The 16931-nt window shown below is 61.7% G+C and carries 8 protein-coding genes, 2 tRNA genes and 3 rRNA genes; 9 read left to right on the top strand and 4 right to left on the bottom strand.

From position 1 onward, the window contains the following. Window positions 1–157: 157 nt before the first annotated feature. The 8 genes from ltrA (at window position 158) to rrf (ending at window position 8277) form a co-directional block, all read left to right on the top strand. The gene (ltrA, locus tag AC731_RS13830) at window positions 158–1528 is read left to right on the top strand and encodes a group II intron reverse transcriptase/maturase (protein ID WP_062450116.1); all 1371 of its coding nucleotides are present in this window, start codon (window positions 158–160) and stop codon (window positions 1526–1528) included. Window positions 1529–1745: 217 nt separating this feature from the next. Then, on the top strand, window positions 1746–2324 hold the full coding sequence (locus AC731_RS13825) for a DJ-1/PfpI family protein (RefSeq protein ID WP_004261372.1): 579 nt from the start codon (window positions 1746–1748) through the stop codon (window positions 2322–2324). A gap of 73 nt (window positions 2325–2397) precedes the next feature. Then, a complete protein-coding gene (locus AC731_RS13820; protein WP_048706934.1) occupies window positions 2398–2772 on the top strand; it encodes a ribbon-helix-helix domain-containing protein in 375 nt (124 codons plus the stop codon). A 347-nt stretch (window positions 2773–3119) separates the two neighbouring features. Further along, window positions 3120–4657 (top strand): 16S ribosomal RNA (locus AC731_RS13815). 74 nt (window positions 4658–4731) lie between these two features. Next, window positions 4732–4808, top strand: a tRNA-Ile gene (locus AC731_RS13810). A 27-nt stretch (window positions 4809–4835) separates the two neighbouring features. Then, a tRNA-Ala gene (locus AC731_RS13805) sits at window positions 4836–4911 on the top strand. 261 nt (window positions 4912–5172) lie between these two features. Beyond that, window positions 5173–8057, top strand: a 23S ribosomal RNA gene (locus AC731_RS13800). 106 nt (window positions 8058–8163) lie between these two features. Then, a 5S ribosomal RNA gene (gene rrf, locus AC731_RS13795) occupies window positions 8164–8277 on the top strand. Together the 16S, 23S and 5S rRNA genes with 2 tRNA genes alongside form the textbook arrangement of a ribosomal RNA operon. Before the next feature lie 558 nt (window positions 8278–8835). Here rrf and AC731_RS13785 read toward each other — a convergent pair. The 3 genes from AC731_RS13785 to AC731_RS13775 all read right to left on the bottom strand — a co-directional run bounded on the left by AC731_RS13785 (window position 8836) and on the right by AC731_RS13775 (window position 13332). Then, complete coding sequence (locus tag AC731_RS13785; protein ID WP_053085818.1) at window positions 8836–11493, bottom strand: bifunctional diguanylate cyclase/phosphodiesterase; 2658 nt, start codon at window positions 11491–11493, stop codon at window positions 8836–8838. Between the two features lie 129 nt (window positions 11494–11622). Then, the gene (locus AC731_RS13780; protein WP_205626597.1) at window positions 11623–13074 is read right to left on the bottom strand and encodes a 3'-5' exonuclease family protein; all 1452 of its coding nucleotides are present in this window, start codon (window positions 13072–13074) and stop codon (window positions 11623–11625) included. 54 nt (window positions 13075–13128) lie between these two features. Next, window positions 13129–13332 carry a heavy-metal-associated domain-containing protein gene (locus AC731_RS13775; RefSeq protein ID WP_004263698.1) on the bottom strand — a complete coding sequence of 68 codons (204 nt, stop codon included), beginning with the start codon at window positions 13330–13332 and terminating at the stop codon, window positions 13129–13131. A 240-nt stretch (window positions 13333–13572) separates the two neighbouring features. Between AC731_RS13775 and AC731_RS13770 the strand changes: the two genes are divergently transcribed. Beyond that, window positions 13573–16104 (top strand): EAL domain-containing protein, encoded by a 2532-nt coding sequence (locus AC731_RS13770; RefSeq protein ID WP_082794335.1) that lies wholly within the window; start codon window positions 13573–13575, stop codon window positions 16102–16104. Here AC731_RS13770 and AC731_RS13765 read toward each other — a convergent pair. Next, the gene (locus AC731_RS13765) at window positions 16101–16898 is read right to left on the bottom strand and encodes an EcsC family protein (RefSeq protein WP_048706931.1); all 798 of its coding nucleotides are present in this window, start codon (window positions 16896–16898) and stop codon (window positions 16101–16103) included. The two genes, AC731_RS13770 and AC731_RS13765, sit on opposite strands and share 4 nt — an antisense overlap. Between the last annotated feature and the right edge of the window lie 33 nt (window positions 16899–16931).

Genomic DNA, 16931 nt, shown 5'->3' with positions numbered 1-16931 from the left:
CCGGCGGTTGTGCAGCGAAGGAGTGCGTTCTTACCTGGGGAGATCTCGCCTTGTGCCTGAAAGGGCGACGGCGCTGAGCCGGAGCGAGAAGTCAGCAGAGGCCGTAGTAGTCGCTGGTTTGGGGCGAAGGGCCGAACGAGTAGGAGGGCCGAAGGCCGTGTCGCTCGGACGTGCAATGCATCAGAAGCCTGGGAAACTGGGGCGCAACGCGAGAGGGCGAGGTGAAGCCGAGCCTGAAGCGGTGCGTGATGAAGCACGGACGGCGCGGCATGCAACTGGAAGCCCAGGGCGAGATGACCTGCTTGCGCAGGCGCTCGCGAAAGCGAACATGGAGGCGGCGTGGAAACGCGTCAAATCCAATCGCGGTAGTGCTGGAGCGGATGGGTTGTCGATTGCCGAGACGGCGGAGTACCTGAGAGCGCACTGGCCCCGGATTCGGGAATCCTTGCTCGATGGCAGCTACCGGCCTGTGCCGGTGCGCCGCGTCCAGATCCCGAAGCCCGATGGTGGGGTGCGCGAACTGGGGATTCCGACGGTGACGGATCGGCTGATCCAGCAAGCCCTGCTGCAAGTCCTGCAGCCCAGGATTGATCCGACGTTCTCTGAACACAGTTACGGCTTTCGTCCGGGACGCCGTGCGCACGACGCGGTGCTCGATGCACAGCGCTACGTGCAAGACGGTTACCGGGTGGTGGTCGATGTGGATCTGGAGAAGTTCTTCGACCGGGTCAACCACGACATCCTGATGGAACGGTTGGCGAGGCGAATCGAGGACAAGGCCGTGCTGCGGCTGATCCGTCGTTACCTCGTGGCCGGGATCATGGATGGCGGCGTGGTCATGGAGCGATACGAGGGGACGCCGCAAGGCGGACCGCTATCGCCGCTCTTGGCCAATGTGCTGCTCGACGAGGTGGATCGGGAACTGGAGCGAAGGGGTCACCGCTTCGTGCGCTACGCCGATGACTGCAACGTATATGTGCGCAGTCGCCGGGCGGGCGAACGGGTGCTGGCGGGCCTGACGAAGCTCTATGATCGACTCCACCTGAAGGTCAACGACGCCAAGACGGCCGTCGCGCCGGCCTCGCGCCGCAAGTTTCTGGGCTATGCCTTCTGGTACGGCTCAGGCGGACAGGTCAAGTGCAGGGTGGCCGACAAGGCGCTCAAGACCTTCAAGCAACGCATTCGGCAACTCACACGTCGCTCGGGTGGGCGCAACCTGTCCGAGATTGCCGAACGACTGCGGGCCTACATGCCGGGCTGGAAGGCGTACTTCCAGCTTGCGCAGACACCCAAGGTGTTCCGCGAACTCGACGAGTGGATCAGGCACCGGCTACGTGTGGTGCAGCTCAAGCACTGGCGTCGGGGCACAACGATGTATCGGGAGTTGAAAGCGATGGGCGCTTCGGAGACGGACGCCCGCAAGGTGGCGGCGAACAGTCGGTGCTGGTGGCATAACAGCCGCATGCGATTGAACCGCGCGCTGCCTATCGCCTACTTCGACCGTCTCGGTGTGCCTCGGCTCTCATAACCTCAACGACTCGAACCGCCCGGTGCGGACCCGCATGCCGGGTTGTGTGGGAGGGGAACGGTCAGGAAACTTGGCCGCCCCTATCCCGATTCCCGCCTCTCGTCGTAACCGATTACCACCCTCCATGCTGCCGGTGCGCGCACAGTCGTCGCGGCGGCAGGTTTGGCCTGGCATGGGCCGGCGCTCCGCCGCCAGCTTCCAAAATCAGGAGGAGACGATGGGTAAGAAGATTCTGATGATCTGCGGCGATTTCTGCGAAGACTACGAGACGATGGTGCCCTTCCAGGCGCTGCAGGCGGTGGGGCATACGGTGCATGCGGTGTGCCCTGACAAGAAGGCGGGCGACGTCATCGCCACCGCGATCCACGACTTCGAGGGGCATCAGACCTACAGCGAGAAGCGGGGCCACAACTTCGCGCTCAACGCCAGCTTCGCCGATGTGCGTGCCGCGGACTACGATGCGCTCGTGATCCCCGGCGGTCGCGGCCCGGAATACCTGCGCATGAACGACGCGGTCGTCGCCATGGTCCGGCACTTTTTCGACACCGACAAACCCGTGGCCGCGATCTGCCATGGGGCGCAGTTGCTGGCCGGTGCCCGTGTGCTGGAGGGGCGTCTATGTTCCGCCTATCCTGCTTGCCGTGCCGAGGTCGAACTGGCTGGCGGGCGTTACGCCGACATCGCGATCGACGCCGCGGTCACTGACCGGAATCTCGTCTCGGCGCCGGCGTGGCCCGCACATCCTGCCTGGATCGCGCAGTTCCTGGCCGTTCTTGGCACTCGGATCACGCACTGACCCTCTTTCGCCCGCGACGGCCCAAGCCGAATCCCGCTAGGATTCCATCACCCGACCCGTCGCGGAGCGAGCCATGTGTCAGATATTCACCACCGCCGACCCCGAGCTTTACGCGTGCCGCTCACGCTCGATCCGCCTGCGCGGTGTCGCCACCAGCGTCCGGCTTGAGAACATCTACTGGAACACGCTTGAAGAGATCGGCGTGCGCGATGGTTTGACCGTGCCTCAACTCGTCAGTCGCCTGCATGATGAACTCGACCACGCGGGTGCCCTCGGTGATCGTGCCAACTTCACGTCCTTCTTGCGCGTTACCTGCACGCGCTACCTGCAGCTTCAGCTCCAGCTCGCAGGCTTGATTCCCACAGATCGCTCGATTGCCATCCGTTCGCTCGACGCCGGCAAGGTCCTCGCCGACGAGCGCTCCAGATTCTTTTCGTCTGTTGCTTGACGCCGCCGTTTTGTCGCCTATAATGCGCACCTCTTTCAGCGCTGACGCGGTTTCTTCTGAAGCGGCGGCGGGGCTGGAGGGGCGAGGCGGGCGGTTCGCCGGGGCTTTGGGTTGTTCGATGATTCGGGCGACGCGGTTAAAAAAGTTTCGGTGAGTGCTTGACAGGTTGTGTGAAGTTGAACATAATCTCGCTTCTTCGCTGCCGGGTGGCAGCGGTTCTTTAAAAAATTGAACAACCGATAAGTGTGGGTGCTTGGTTGTTGTGGTCGGCAGCTTAGGCTGCTTGGTTTCGCAATGATTAGGTGCTCATGCTGATTAAGTCAGTATTTTGAGTACTTTGCTGGATTGAACTTAAGAGTTTGATCCTGGCTCAGATTGAACGCTGGCGGCATGCTTTACACATGCAAGTCGAACGGCAGCGCGGGCTTCGGCCTGGTGGCGAGTGGCGAACGGGTGAGTAATGCATCGGAACGTGCCCATTTGTGGGGGATAACGCGGCGAAAGTCGCGCTAATACCGCATACGCCCTGAGGGGGAAAGCGGGGGATTCTTCGGAACCTCGCGCAATTGGAGCGGCCGATGTCAGATTAGCTAGTTGGTAGGGTAAAGGCCTACCAAGGCGACGATCTGTAGCGGGTCTGAGAGGATGATCCGCCACACTGGGACTGAGACACGGCCCAGACTCCTACGGGAGGCAGCAGTGGGGAATTTTGGACAATGGGGGCAACCCTGATCCAGCCATGCCGCGTGAGTGAAGAAGGCCTTCGGGTTGTAAAGCTCTTTCGGCCGGGAAGAAATCGGCGACTCTAACATAGTCGCTGGATGACGGTACCGGACTAAGAAGCACCGGCTAACTACGTGCCAGCAGCCGCGGTAATACGTAGGGTGCGAGCGTTAATCGGAATTACTGGGCGTAAAGCGTGCGCAGGCGGTTTTGTAAGACAGATGTGAAATCCCCGGGCTTAACCTGGGAACTGCGTTTGTGACTGCAAGGCTAGAGTACGGCAGAGGGGGGTGGAATTCCTGGTGTAGCAGTGAAATGCGTAGATATCAGGAGGAACACCGATGGCGAAGGCAGCCCCCTGGGCCTGTACTGACGCTCATGCACGAAAGCGTGGGGAGCAAACAGGATTAGATACCCTGGTAGTCCACGCCCTAAACGATGTCGACTAGTCGTTCGGAGCAGCAATGCACTGAGTGACGCAGCTAACGCGTGAAGTCGACCGCCTGGGGAGTACGGCCGCAAGGTTAAAACTCAAAGGAATTGACGGGGACCCGCACAAGCGGTGGATGATGTGGATTAATTCGATGCAACGCGAAAAACCTTACCTACCCTTGACATGTCTGGAACCTTGCTGAGAGGCGAGGGTGCCTTCGGGAGCCAGAACACAGGTGCTGCATGGCTGTCGTCAGCTCGTGTCGTGAGATGTTGGGTTAAGTCCCGCAACGAGCGCAACCCTTGTCACTAGTTGCCACCATTCAGTTGGGCACTCTAGTGAGACTGCCGGTGACAAACCGGAGGAAGGTGGGGATGACGTCAAGTCCTCATGGCCCTTATGGGTAGGGCTTCACACGTCATACAATGGTCGGTACAGAGGGTTGCCAAACCGCGAGGTGGAGCCAATCCCTTAAAGCCGATCGTAGTCCGGATCGTAGTCTGCAACTCGACTACGTGAAGTCGGAATCGCTAGTAATCGCAGATCAGCATGCTGCGGTGAATACGTTCCCGGGTCTTGTACACACCGCCCGTCACACCATGGGAGTGGGTTTCACCAGAAGTAGGTAGCTTAACCTTCGGGAGGGCGCTTACCACGGTGAGATTCATGACTGGGGTGAAGTCGTAACAAGGTAGCCGTATCGGAAGGTGCGGCTGGATCACCTCCTTTCAAGAGAAAAGGCCGCGTACGGCCAAGTATCCACAACTTATCGGTTGTTCAGACCAAGAGCCTCGAAGGCGTGAGGGTCTGTAGCTCAGTCGGTTAGAGCACCGTCTTGATAAGGCGGGGGTCGTTGGTTCGAATCCAACCAGACCCACCAAGCTTTTTTGGGTTGCTCGAGAAGGACGGGGCTGTAGCTCAGCTGGGAGAGCGGCGGCTTTGCAAGCCGTAGGTCGTCGGTTCGATCCCGACCAGCTCCACCAGGACTCGTGCAGACGCATTCGAGTAGTCAGACATGACGATAGCGATGTCATCATCTCTGACTTCTCGATCGGCAGCGCAAACTGTCGGTTGTTTGAGGTTCGCTCTTTAACAAAGTGGAAGAAGTGTAGTACGTACCGAGCCGGTGCGTACTGCAAGTTGTGTGATTGCATTGATCACATCACCGTTGTCAGCAGTGGTGTGATCGCACAAACGAGTTCGTCTTATGACCGGTGCTTCGACAAGAGGCACTAAGGTTATAGGATCAAGCGACTAAGTGCATGTGGTGGATGCCTTGGCGATCACAGGCGATGAAGGACGTGTAAGCCTGCGAAAAGCGTGGGGGAGCTGGCAATAGAGCTTTGATCCCACGATGTCCGAATGGGGAAACCCACCCCGCAAGGGGTATCCCAGACTGAATACATAGGTCTGAGGAGGCGAACGCGGCGAACTGAAACATCTAAGTAGCCGCAGGAACAGAAATCAACCGAGATTCCGCAAGTAGTGGCGAGCGAACGCGGAGCAGCCTGCACGACTAAACCATCAGCTTAGCAAAACGGTCTGGAAAGTCCGACGATACAGGGTGATAGTCCCGTATGCGAAAAGCCGGTGGCGGGTCTGAGCGTGCGACAAGTAGGGCGGGACACGAGAAATCCTGTCTGAAGATGGGGGGACCATCCTCCAAGGCTAAATACTCGTGATCGACCGATAGTGAACCAGTACCGTGAGGGAAAGGCGAAAAGAACCCCGGGAGGGGAGTGAAATAGATCCTGAAACCGCATGCATACAAACAGTGGGAGCCTCGAAAGGGGTGACTGCGTACCTTTTGTATAATGGGTCAGCGACTTACGTTCAGTAGCGAGCTTAACCGAGTAGGGGAGGCGTAGCGAAAGCGAGTCTGATAAGGGCGTCAGAGTTGCTGGGCGTAGACCCGAAACCGGATGATCTATCCATGGCCAGGATGAAGGTGCCGTAACAGGTACTGGAGGTCCGAACCCACTAACGTTGAAAAGTTAGGGGATGAGCTGTGGATAGGGGTGAAAGGCTAAACAAATCCGGAAATAGCTGGTTCTCCCCGAAAACTATTTAGGTAGTGCGTCGTACGGACACTTGCGGGGGTAGAGCACTGTAATCGTTGGGGGGGTCACTGCGATCTACCCCGCGATAGCAAACTCCGAATACCGCAAAGTGATATACGGCAGACAGACATCGGGTGCTAACGTCCGGTGTCAAGAGGGAAACAACCCAGACCGCCAGCTAAGGTCCCAAATGCATGGCTAAGTGGCAAACGAGGTGGGAAGGCATAGACAGCTAGGAGGTTGGCTTAGAAGCAGCCACCCTTTAAAGAAAGCGTAATAGCTCACTAGTCGAGTCGTCCTGCGCGGAAGATGTAACGGGGCTCAAGCCATGAACCGAAGCTGCGGATGTGTCTTTGACACGTGGTAGGGGAGCGTTCCGTAAGCCTGCGAAGGTGTCTCGTAAGGGATGCTGGAGGTATCGGAAGTGCGAATGCTGACATGAGTAGCGATAAAGGGTGTGAAAAGCACCCTCGCCGTAAGCCCAAGGTTTCCTGCGCAACGTTCATCGGCGCAGGGTGAGTCGGCCCCTAAGGCGAGGCAGAAATGCGTAGTCGATGGGAAACAGGTCAATATTCCTGTACCGCTCTATGATGCGATGGGGGGACGGAGAAGGTTAGCTCGGCCATCTGTTGGAATAGGTGGTTCAAGTGTGTAGGCGTGCTGCGTAGGCAAATCCGCGCGGCTAAGCTGAGGCATGATAACGAGGACCCTCGGGTCCGAAGCGAGTGATACCCTGCTTCCAGGAAAAGCCTCTAAGCTTCAGTCATAGAGTGACCGTACCGCAAACCGACACAGGTGGGCTGGTAGAGAATACCAAGGCGCTTGAGAGAACTCAGGAGAAGGAACTCGGCAAATTGATACCGTAACTTCGGGAGAAGGTATGCCCCATTAGCTTGTAGGAGTACATCCGAAGGGCGAAGGGGCCGCAGAGAATCGGTGGCTGCGACTGTTTATTAAAAACACAGCACTCTGCAAACACGAAAGTGGACGTATAGGGTGTGACGCCTGCCCGGTGCCGGAAGGTTAAGTGATGGGGTGCAAGCTCTTGATCGAAGCCCCGGTAAACGGCGGCCGTAACTATAACGGTCCTAAGGTAGCGAAATTCCTTGTCGGGTAAGTTCCGACCTGCACGAATGGCGTAACGATGGCCACACTGTCTCCTCCTGAGACTCAGCGAAGTTGAAATGTTTGTGAAGATGCAATCTCCCCGCGGCTAGACGGAAAGACCCCATGAACCTTTACTGTAGCTTTGCATTGGACTTTGACGGGATTTGTGTAGGATAGGTGGGAGGCTATGAAGCCAGGACGCTAGTTCTGGTGGAGCCGTCCTTGAAATACCACCCTGGTGTCGTCGAGGTTCTAACCCAGGTCTGTGAATCCAGATCGGGGACCGTGCATGGTGGGCAGTTTGACTGGGGCGGTCTCCTCCCAAAAGGTAACGGAGGAGTACGAAGGTCACCTAGGTACGGTCGGACATCGTACTGATAGTGCAATGGCAAAAGGTGGCTTGACTGCGAGACCCACAAGTCGAGCAGGTGCGAAAGCAGGTCATAGTGATCCGGTGGTTCTGTATGGAAGGGCCATCGCTCAACGGATAAAAGGTACTCTGGGGATAACAGGCTGATTCCGCCCAAGAGTTCACATCGACGGCGGAGTTTGGCACCTCGATGTCGGCTCATCACATCCTGGGGCTGTAGCCGGTCCCAAGGGTATGGCTGTTCGCCATTTAAAGTGGTACGTGAGCTGGGTTTAAAACGTCGTGAGACAGTTTGGTCCCTATCTGCCGTGGGCGCTGGAAGTTTGAGAGGGCTTGCTCCTAGTACGAGAGGACCGGAGTGAACGCACCCCTGGTGTACCGGTTGTGACGCCAGTCGCATCGCCGGGTAGCTATGTGCGGAAGAGATAACCGCTGAAAGCATCTAAGCGGGAAACTCGCCTCAAGATGAGACTTCCCCGGGGCCTCGAGCCCCCTGAAGGGTCGTTGAAGACCACAACGTTGATAGGTCGGGTGTGGAAGCGTGGCAACACGTTAAGCTAACCGATACTAATTGCCCGTGTGGCTTGATCCTATAACCTTATTCAAGACAAACTCGTAACACCGGTGTCAAAAAACACCCAATCACACAACACTTCTTCCCGCTTTGGCCTGGATCAACCCCAGGTAACAAGTCAAAGTCTGACGACCATAGCTTTGTGGTACCACACCTTCCCATCCCGAACAGGACCGTGAAACACAAACGCGCCGATGATAGTGAGGATTGCCCTCGTGAAAGTAGGTCATCGTCAGACTAACCAAAAAAAACGCCCAGCATCAAAACGATGTCTGGGCGTTTTTACGTCAACACAAATATATCCGAACAAACAGAAACTGCGCGCCAAGGCCGTAAGCGTCCAGCGAAACCACCTTCCCCTAACCGCTTAGCCCATTGAAGATCGTGTCCATCAAGTTCGATGGTGGACACGATGGATGTCGTCATCCCGCGCCGGACGCGGCGCACGCACAGCGAAGCCTTCAAACAGTCGGTGATCTCGGTCTGCCGTGAGCCCGGATGTCAGTGGCCGGCGTGGCACTGGCCAACGGGCTGAACGCCAAACAGCTCCATCGCTGGATGCGCGAGCGCGGCATCATGCCGCCGGGCCGGCTTCAGCCTTACGTTGTCTGATCACTGATGCCGTGCTTCTTGGCGAACTCCGCGACCGAATTTCTATCGGTTTGACGCAGGATCGCAAGCGTCTGGGCTTCGGGAAGACGACTCTTTCTCATGACTTCCTCATCGCAAGGAAGCCTTGCTCTAAAGCTTCACGTGGTCCGGAAATCCCGAGACAGATCAGCTTGTGCCACGAGGTTTACGCTACAGCGTCCAGCAAAGCTTCGACTTCGGCTGGCGGCACAGGGCGACTGAGGAGGTAGCCCTGATACTCGGTGCAGTGGGCGTTGCGGAGGTGAGTGAGTTGAGTATCGTTTTCCACGCCCTCGGCGATCACCTCGAGGCCGAGGTTGCGGGCCATGGACAGGATGGTGGCGACGATGGCGACGTCGTCGCGGTCGTCAGGGATTCCTTCGACGAAATTACGGTCGATCTTCAGGCGGTCGACAGGTAGCTTCTTCAAGTAGCTGAGCGAGGAGTATCCCGTGCCGAAATCATCGATCGCGAGGGTTACGCCCAGCGACTTCAGATCCCGCAAGGTCGAGATGCAATGCTCAACGCGTTGCAGGAGGTGACCTTCGGTAATCTCGAGTTCCAGTAGCTGGGGTGAAAGTCCGGTCCTGGCGAGCACATCATGTACGAGCTCAACGAGGCCATCACGCGAGATCTGCTGGCCGGACAAGTTGACTGCGATGCGCAGGTCGTGACCCTCTTCTTCCCAGCGACGCGCTTGCGCACATGCAGTGTGGAGCACCCAAGCGCCGATCTTGCCGATGAAGCCGACTTCTTCGGCGAGGGGTATGAAGAGGTCTGGGGAAACGAGCCCACGCGTCGGGTGTTGCCAGCGCACCAGTGCCTCGACACCGACAATGCGGCCAGTGACGCAGTCCGCCTGTGGCTGATAGAGCAGACGCAACTCGCCCCGCTCCACGGCCTGGCGCAGATCGCGTTCGAGCTCGAAGCGTTCGCGACTCTCACGGGCTTGCTCGGGCGTGAAGAACTGGAAGGTGTTGCGCCCGGCTTCCTTTGCCCGATACATCGCCGAGTCGGCGCAGCGGACGAGCGCGTCGATCGAGTCACCATCAGTCGGGAATAGGCTGATGCCGATGCTCGCCCCGATGAAGAGCTCATGACCTTCCACCTGCAGGGGCGTCTCCAGCACCTCGAGCAACTTTCCGGCGACCCGGGCGGCATCATCGGTGGCACCGAGATCCTCCAGAATCACTACGAACTCGTCGCCGCCGATGCGCGATAGGGTGTCTTCTTCCCGCAAGGCCGTGGTGAAACGGTCGGCGACGACCTTCAGCAGCTTGTCACCAACAGGGTGGCCCAGGCTGTCGTTGATGTACTTGAAGCGATCGAGATCGATGAAAAGGACGGCCAGCCTGGTTCCGTGCCTGCGCGCGCGATCGAGCCCGTGTGCGAGGCGGTCGGTGAGCAGGGCACGGTTCGGAAGCTCGGTAAGGGGGTCGTGATGAGCGAGATGGCGAATCCTCTCCTCGGCCCGCTTCTCGTCGCCGATGTCGGTGAACATGCAGACATAGTGGCGTATGACGCCACTGGCGTCATGAACCGGGGTAACGCTCTGCCAGGCGGGAAAGACCTCTCCGGAACGACGCACGAGCTCGGTTTCGCCCTGCCAACCGTTGTGCGCATCGACGCGCTGCCACAGCATTTCGTCGCATGCGGCGCGCCTTTCGGGACGGAACAGGGTCTCGCACAGCGGCTTGCCATGCAGTTCGGACTGGCGATAGCCGGTGATGCTGATGCTTGCGCGATTGGCCTCGATGATGCGGTGCGAAGCGTCCATGATGAGGACTGCCTGGGGACTGGCGTCGAAAACGCTGGCGGCAAGTTGCCGACTTTCGCCGAGTTCAGCGAGCTCGCGCGCTTGCTGCAGTGCGCGTTCGGCCATGGGCCGGATGGTCCGTGCCGTGAGTACGGCGCCTGCACTGACCAGCAGCGCGATCATCGACAGTGGCAGCAGGATCTGCCACAGCACGGGGCGGTAGAAGTCGCTGGCCTGGATCGAGTAGGCGAAGCTCCAGCCCGGCATCTCGCGAATTGCCGTATAGAACACCATGTCATCCGGCCCGTTGCGTGCCACGTGCTGCTGGCCTGCCGGTCCATCGACGGCACGGCGCAGATAGACGGGCGCTGACTCCGTCGCGTCGAAGATGCGGAGGACGGCGCCCGTCGCCGCCAGTTCAACGGTGGTACCGCTTTCGCCGTTGAACACCAGCAGCCGGGTGCGTGGCAGGGAGCCATGCGCGAGCGTCAAAGGTGCCTGCAGCTGCGAAAGCCCGAAAGCGAGCACGTCGGTACCCACAAGTTCGCCTTCTCGCGACAGGATCGGCGCGCTTACCAGCAGATAGTGACCGTCGGCGGTCGTGACCGGCCCGGTGCGCCGGGTGGCGATGGCATTCGGGCCGGCCAGGGCCTGCGCAGCGTCAGGCAGGGCGATACCGAGTTCGAGTACCGGGTTTCCTTCTGCATCGTAACGGACCATGCCCGCGATGTTGCCTGCCTGGTCGAGCGCTTCGCGGATACGTGGTGCCGAGAACTGGACCATCTCCGCGAGACTGATCTCCCAGCGGTTGTACTGCGCAAGCTTGTCGCGCACGGCACTGCGGCTCGCGATCTGCCGTGCGAGCTCGGTAGCCTTCTCGAGGTACTGGCCGACCGCCTGCGCCTGCGCACGCACGCCTTCCATGTGCGAGTTCGAGACCAGGGTGTACGCATGGCGATACATCGGGATCGCTGTTGCGAGCGCCACGAGCAGCCCTGTGATGAGAATGCCCATCACGGCAAAGCGGTGAATTCGGCGCTGCAGGTGAACGCTTTGATCCAGATTCATGCGCGACCGATGCGGATTCGTTCTTGAGTCGAGCGGCTATGCTGCCACGGATGTCATCGACTGCCCATCCCGGATGGATGCCTGAGGGCGGGAGACATGCGTGCCAAAGGAATTTGTGCACGTATCCCGTCAGCGAGCCGCGCCTGAAGGGGGTGGGACGGCATGCAGCGGCACGACAGGCAGGCGCCCGACCGCCCTCACCAGGATCTTGTAGATATCCATGTCGAACGCCGGCCGGCCGCGTTCGAGCACGTCGGCCAGTTCGTCTTCGCTGCGCGCGCTGCCGAGGAAGCGCCAGCCGTCGACAACGTGAAGTGTCGTTCCCTCGCGCAGGCCGATTGGTCCGGTCCAGGACCAGCTTTCGAGCTTCAGGCCGTGCAGTGCTTCGATCAGTCGCAGGCCGTGCGCGGCGGGTGACTCTCCGCCGTTGCAGGCGCCGCGGCAGCGCTTGAGCTGGAAGTCGAAGCAGCGTGCCCCGGGGGTGTGCTTCTCGAGCCCCAGCAATGGCGGACACAGTGCGTGGTCGCGGGCGAGCGCGCGCAGACGGTTGGTCGCCTCGCGCCGGCTGCGGAACAGGCCGAAAAGGTCATCGTGCCGGCCGAAGTCGAGGTCTGCGGCATGCATGAGTTCGAGCTGCCAGTCACCGACCATGTCGGCCGAGAGCCGCCAGGTGCACAGGTCACGGTTGCGTCGCAGCAGGCGGTTGTGGGTGGGTTGGAGCTGCTTGATCAGTTCGGCTTCCTTCAGCAGCGCACCGATCTCCCCGGCGGTTTCGATCCAGTCGATGCGCCGCACCTGCTGGCTCAGGCTCAGTTCGCGGTCGCTCTGGTGGTCGGCGGCAAAGTGCGACAGCACGCGGCTGCGCAGGCGGGTGCTCTTGCCGACGTAGAGCGGCAGGCTGGCGTGGCCGTCGCGCTCGCCGTAGAACAGATAGACGCCTGGGGCGTCGGGCAGGTCGGCGAGTTGTTCGGCGGCCAGATGTGGCGGAAGGCTCGGATGACCAATGAGCTCGCGGACCTGCTGCTCGATGTGGCCGGGCGCGAAATGCGAGTGGATCTTCTGCCAGAACTGCCACAGCAGCGCTGCGTCGGCGAGTGCACGGTGGCGGGCGCTGGCGGCCAGGCCGTGGCGCGCAATGAGGTGGTCAAGCCCATGGTGGCGGTATTCCGGGAACAGTCGCCGCGACAGCTTGACCGTGCACAGCACCTGCGGCCGGATGTCGAGCCCGGCGCGACGAAAGGCCGCGCGCAGGTGGCCATGGTCGAAGCGTGCGTTGTGCGCGACGAAGAGCCGTCCATCCAGGCGGTCGAAGACTTCGTCGGCCACTTCGGCGAAGGTGGGCGCATCGGCCACCATGTCATTGTCGATGCCGGTCAGGCGCTGGATGTAATCCGGGATGCGCGAGGCTGGACGAATCAGCGTCGACCACTCGCGCACGCCGTCCTCGTCGACCTGGACGATGCCGATCTCGGTGATCGACGCGCGCTGTGCGGGGCCGCCATTGGTTTCGATATCCACGAAGGCAAGGCCGCCGGAGGCGAAGCGCGGAATGGAGAGCAGGGTTGCTGAAGACACCCGCAATGGACCGGGCGACGCCGCCGAAGGTTTCCTGCGCCCCGCGGTTTGCCGCAAGCCTCAGCGCGCGCTGAAACCGGCGTCCTCGACGGCCTGGTAGATGTCGGCCGGGGACACGAAAACGCCGTGCTCGATCGTCGCCTGTCCGGTCTCGAGCGAGATCTCGAGATAGCCGATGCCCGGCAGGTCCTGGATGGCGTTGGTGACCAGGCGCAGGCATTGCTCGTCGCGCATGCCGCTGATCGTCAGGGTGGTGGTCTGCATCGCTTGAACTCCGGGTGGAACAGCCTGCATGGTGTTCGCAGGACGGCTCTGGCGCAAGCGGGCGGTCAGTGCGACATGCCGTCATGACATCGACGAATTACGAGCAAGTGTTGAATAGTGGGCGTTCATTCCCCGTTTTGGGTGCGACAATCGCGGGTCGCCGTTTCCATGGCCTGCTTCGCACCGTCTCGGCGCGAGTCGGGTCCTTTGCCGATGTCCCAACAAGATTGCCTGCGCCGCATGCTTGACGATTCCCTGCATCTCACGGCGAACGATGCTGTGTGCGTGGGCGCGATTGCGCGTCCCGACCTGCTCGAATGCTCGCCCGAACTGCCGGTGTTCGAAGCCGCGCGCCTCATGAGCGAGCATCGTGTCAGCTCCATCGTCGTCGTCGATGACGACGACGTGGTGGGCATATGGACCGAACGCGACGCGCTTGCGATCGATTTCCGCGATGTGCGCACATTCTCGCAGCCGATTCGCAGTGTGATGAGTGCGCCGGTGCGCACCGTGCCGGCGACGATCGGGCTGCATGAACTCGCGCTACGCTTCCGTGAGGAGCATGTGCGCCACTACCTGGTCGAGAACGACCAGGGGCGGCCCTGCGGCATCGTCTCGCAGTCGGATGTCGTGCTCAACCAGGGGGTGGAGCACTACCTGCGTCTGCGCAAGGTGGAGTCCCTGGTCAAGGGCGGGCTGCGCACCCTGCCCGCGGACGCCCTGCTCGGCCAGGCCACGCGCTGCATGCGGGAACAGGCGACCGATGCGATCGTGGTCGATTTCGGGCCAGAGGCCGCCGAGGATCCGCTGGGGCGCTACGGCATCATCACCGAGCGCGACGTCACGCGCATGGTGGCGCAGTGCGAGGCCGAGCAGCCGCTGTACGCGGTCGCCAACCGCCCCTTGCTGACGGTGCAGGAACACGACAGCCTGTACCGGGTGCGCACCTTGCTCGCCGAGCGTCGCTTCCGTCACATCGGCGTGCTGCGGCAGGATGGCACCCTGGCCGATCTGATCAGCTTCGGCGACATCATCGGCGGCATGGAACTCGCTTACCTGCACGAGCTGCAGCATGCGCTGCAGGCGCGCGACCAGGCGCTGCATTCGTCGCAGCGCAGCCTGCGCCTTGCCGAGAAGGTGATCGAGAACTCGCTCGAAGGCGTCATGGTGACCGATGCCGAATCACGGATCGTGTCGGTGAACCCCGCGTTCTGCCGCCTCACCGGTTACAGCGCCGAAGAGGTCGTCGGCCAGCGTCCGTCGATGCTGTCCTCGGGGCGGCATGACGGCGCCTTCTACGCCCGCATGTGGGAGCGGCTCAAGGCCGAGGGCCAGTGGCAGAGCGAGGTCTGGAACCGCCGCAAGTCGGGCGAGATCTACCCCGCCCTGCTGCACATCGCGGCGATCACCGACGACGACGGCACGCTGACCCACTACGCGGCGCTGTTCACCGACATCAGCCCGCTCAAGGAAACCGAGGCGCGCATCCGCGACCTCGCCTACTACGACCCGCTGACCGGCCTGCCTAATCGCCGCCTGCTGGAAGACCGGCTTGCCGTCGAACTCGCGCATGCGTCGCGATCGGGCAAGCGCCTGGCGGTGATGTTCGTCGACCTCGACCGTTTCAAGCGCATCAACGACAGCCTCGGCCACGAGATCGGCGACCGCGTGCTGGTCGAGGTGTCCAAGCGCCTGCGCGCCTGTCTGCGCGAGGACGACACCGTCGCGCGCATGGGCGGCGACGAGTTCCTGATCGTGCTGTGCAACCTGGACGGGCCCGAGGATGCGGTCGTCACCGCGCGCCGTATCGTCGAGGCGCTGCGCCGGCCGGTGGTCATCGACGGCCGCGAGCTGGTGGTGACCACCAGCATCGGCATCAGCATCTGCCCCGATGACTCGAAGAGCGCGACGACGCTGATCAAGAACGCGGACGTCGCGATGTATCGCGCCAAGGACGACGGGCGCAACAGCTACCAGCTCTACCAGCCGGCGATGAACGCCCGCTCGCTCGAGCACCTTGCGCTGGAGACCGCGCTGCACGGCGCGCTCAAGCGCGACGAACTGCTGCTGCACTTCCAGCCGCTGATCGACCTGCAGAGCGGAGCGATCGTCGCCGCCGAGGCCTTGCTGCGCTGGTGCCATCCCGAACTCGATCTGGTGTCGCCGGCGGACTTCATTCCGCTCGCTGAGGAAACCGGGCTCATCGTGCCGATCGGCGAATGGGTGTTGCGCAATGCCTGTGAGCATCATCGCGCGTGGCGCAAGGCCGGGCGCGGCGACCTGCGCATGATGGTGAACATCTCGGCCCGCCAGTTCCGTGACGACGCCTTCGTCGAGGTCGTCGACCGCGTGCTGAAGGAGACGGGCATGCCGCCGGAACTGCTGACGCTCGAAGTTACCGAAACCATGCTGATGGACGACGTCGATTCGTCGATCGTGCGCATGCACAGGCTGCGCGCGCTAGGCGTCCGGCTGGCGCTCGACGACTTCGGTACGGGGTATTCGTCGCTGGCTTACCTGAAGCGCTTCCCGATCGAGGAGCTCAAGATTGATCGCCTGTTCGTGCGTGGCATTGACCGCAACACGCGCGATGCCGCGCTGGTGGCAGCCATCATCTCGCTTGGGCAGAGCCTGGACCTGCGCGTCGTCGCCGAAGGCGTCGAGAACAAGGACCACCTCAAGGTGTTGCGCGAGCAGGGCTGCGACGTGGCGCAAGGCTTCCACTTCAGCGTGCCCCTAGCCTGGCCTGCGTTCATGGCCCTGGGTGGCTAGCGCGCGGCCTCGAGCGCCTGCCAGGCGGCCTGCACGGCCTCGGCGCCGTAGCGCCGCTCCAGCCGGCGCACGGTGAAGTGGCCGCGACTGACGTCCTGGAAGTGGTTCATGAACATCAGGTTGATGCCGGCGCCGGCGGCTGCGCCGATGCCGGGTACCAGCATGCCGGCGGCTTTCTGTGTCAGTTGGACCTTGTAGCGTGCGGCCACCAGCGTGATCAGCCGCACCAGCGCCGGCGCGCCTTCGCTCGTCAGGCCCTTTTCCGCCAGATGGCGGGCCGCCTCGCCTACCGTCGTCGCCAGCGCCGCACGGACCGCGTAGTAGCCGGACTCCGCCGCGTCGTCGCTGCGGCTGCTGCCACCGAGCGCGAACACTTCCAGCGCGGCCAGCCGCGTCCGTGCGCTGCCGATGTCCTCCCCCTCGGCGCGGGCGATGTCGAGGATGGCGCGCATGATCAGCACCGTCGACACCGGGATCTCCACCGCCAGTCCGGCCAGGCCGAAGGCGCCACCAGCGCCGCCGCTGACCGAACCGAGCAGCTTGTGCAGGCGCGGCGAGGCGTCGCGCGCTTCGGGCTTGAGTGTCTTCGCCGCCGTGTCCATCGCCTTCAGCAGCGCGTCGTGCGCGATTGCGCCGACCTTGCCCCGCCAGCTCGCGGGCAGATGCGCCATGCCTTTCTCGAGCGGGCTGCCGACGAGGCTGCTGAGCCGCGCGGTCAGGCTCGGGCGCTCGAGCAGCGCACGGGCGCGGGCGAGGGCGTCGAGGTCGGCGGGGGAGAGCAGTGGCGTGGTCATGCGGGCAGCGGTGAACGTCGTCGCTCGGTCAGA

The organism is Thauera humireducens (assembly GCF_001051995.2).
Lineage (GTDB): Bacteria > Pseudomonadota > Gammaproteobacteria > Burkholderiales > Rhodocyclaceae > Thauera > Thauera humireducens.
Note: the sequence above shows the minus strand (reverse complement) of the source record. Positions and strands in the feature narration are given on the sequence as shown.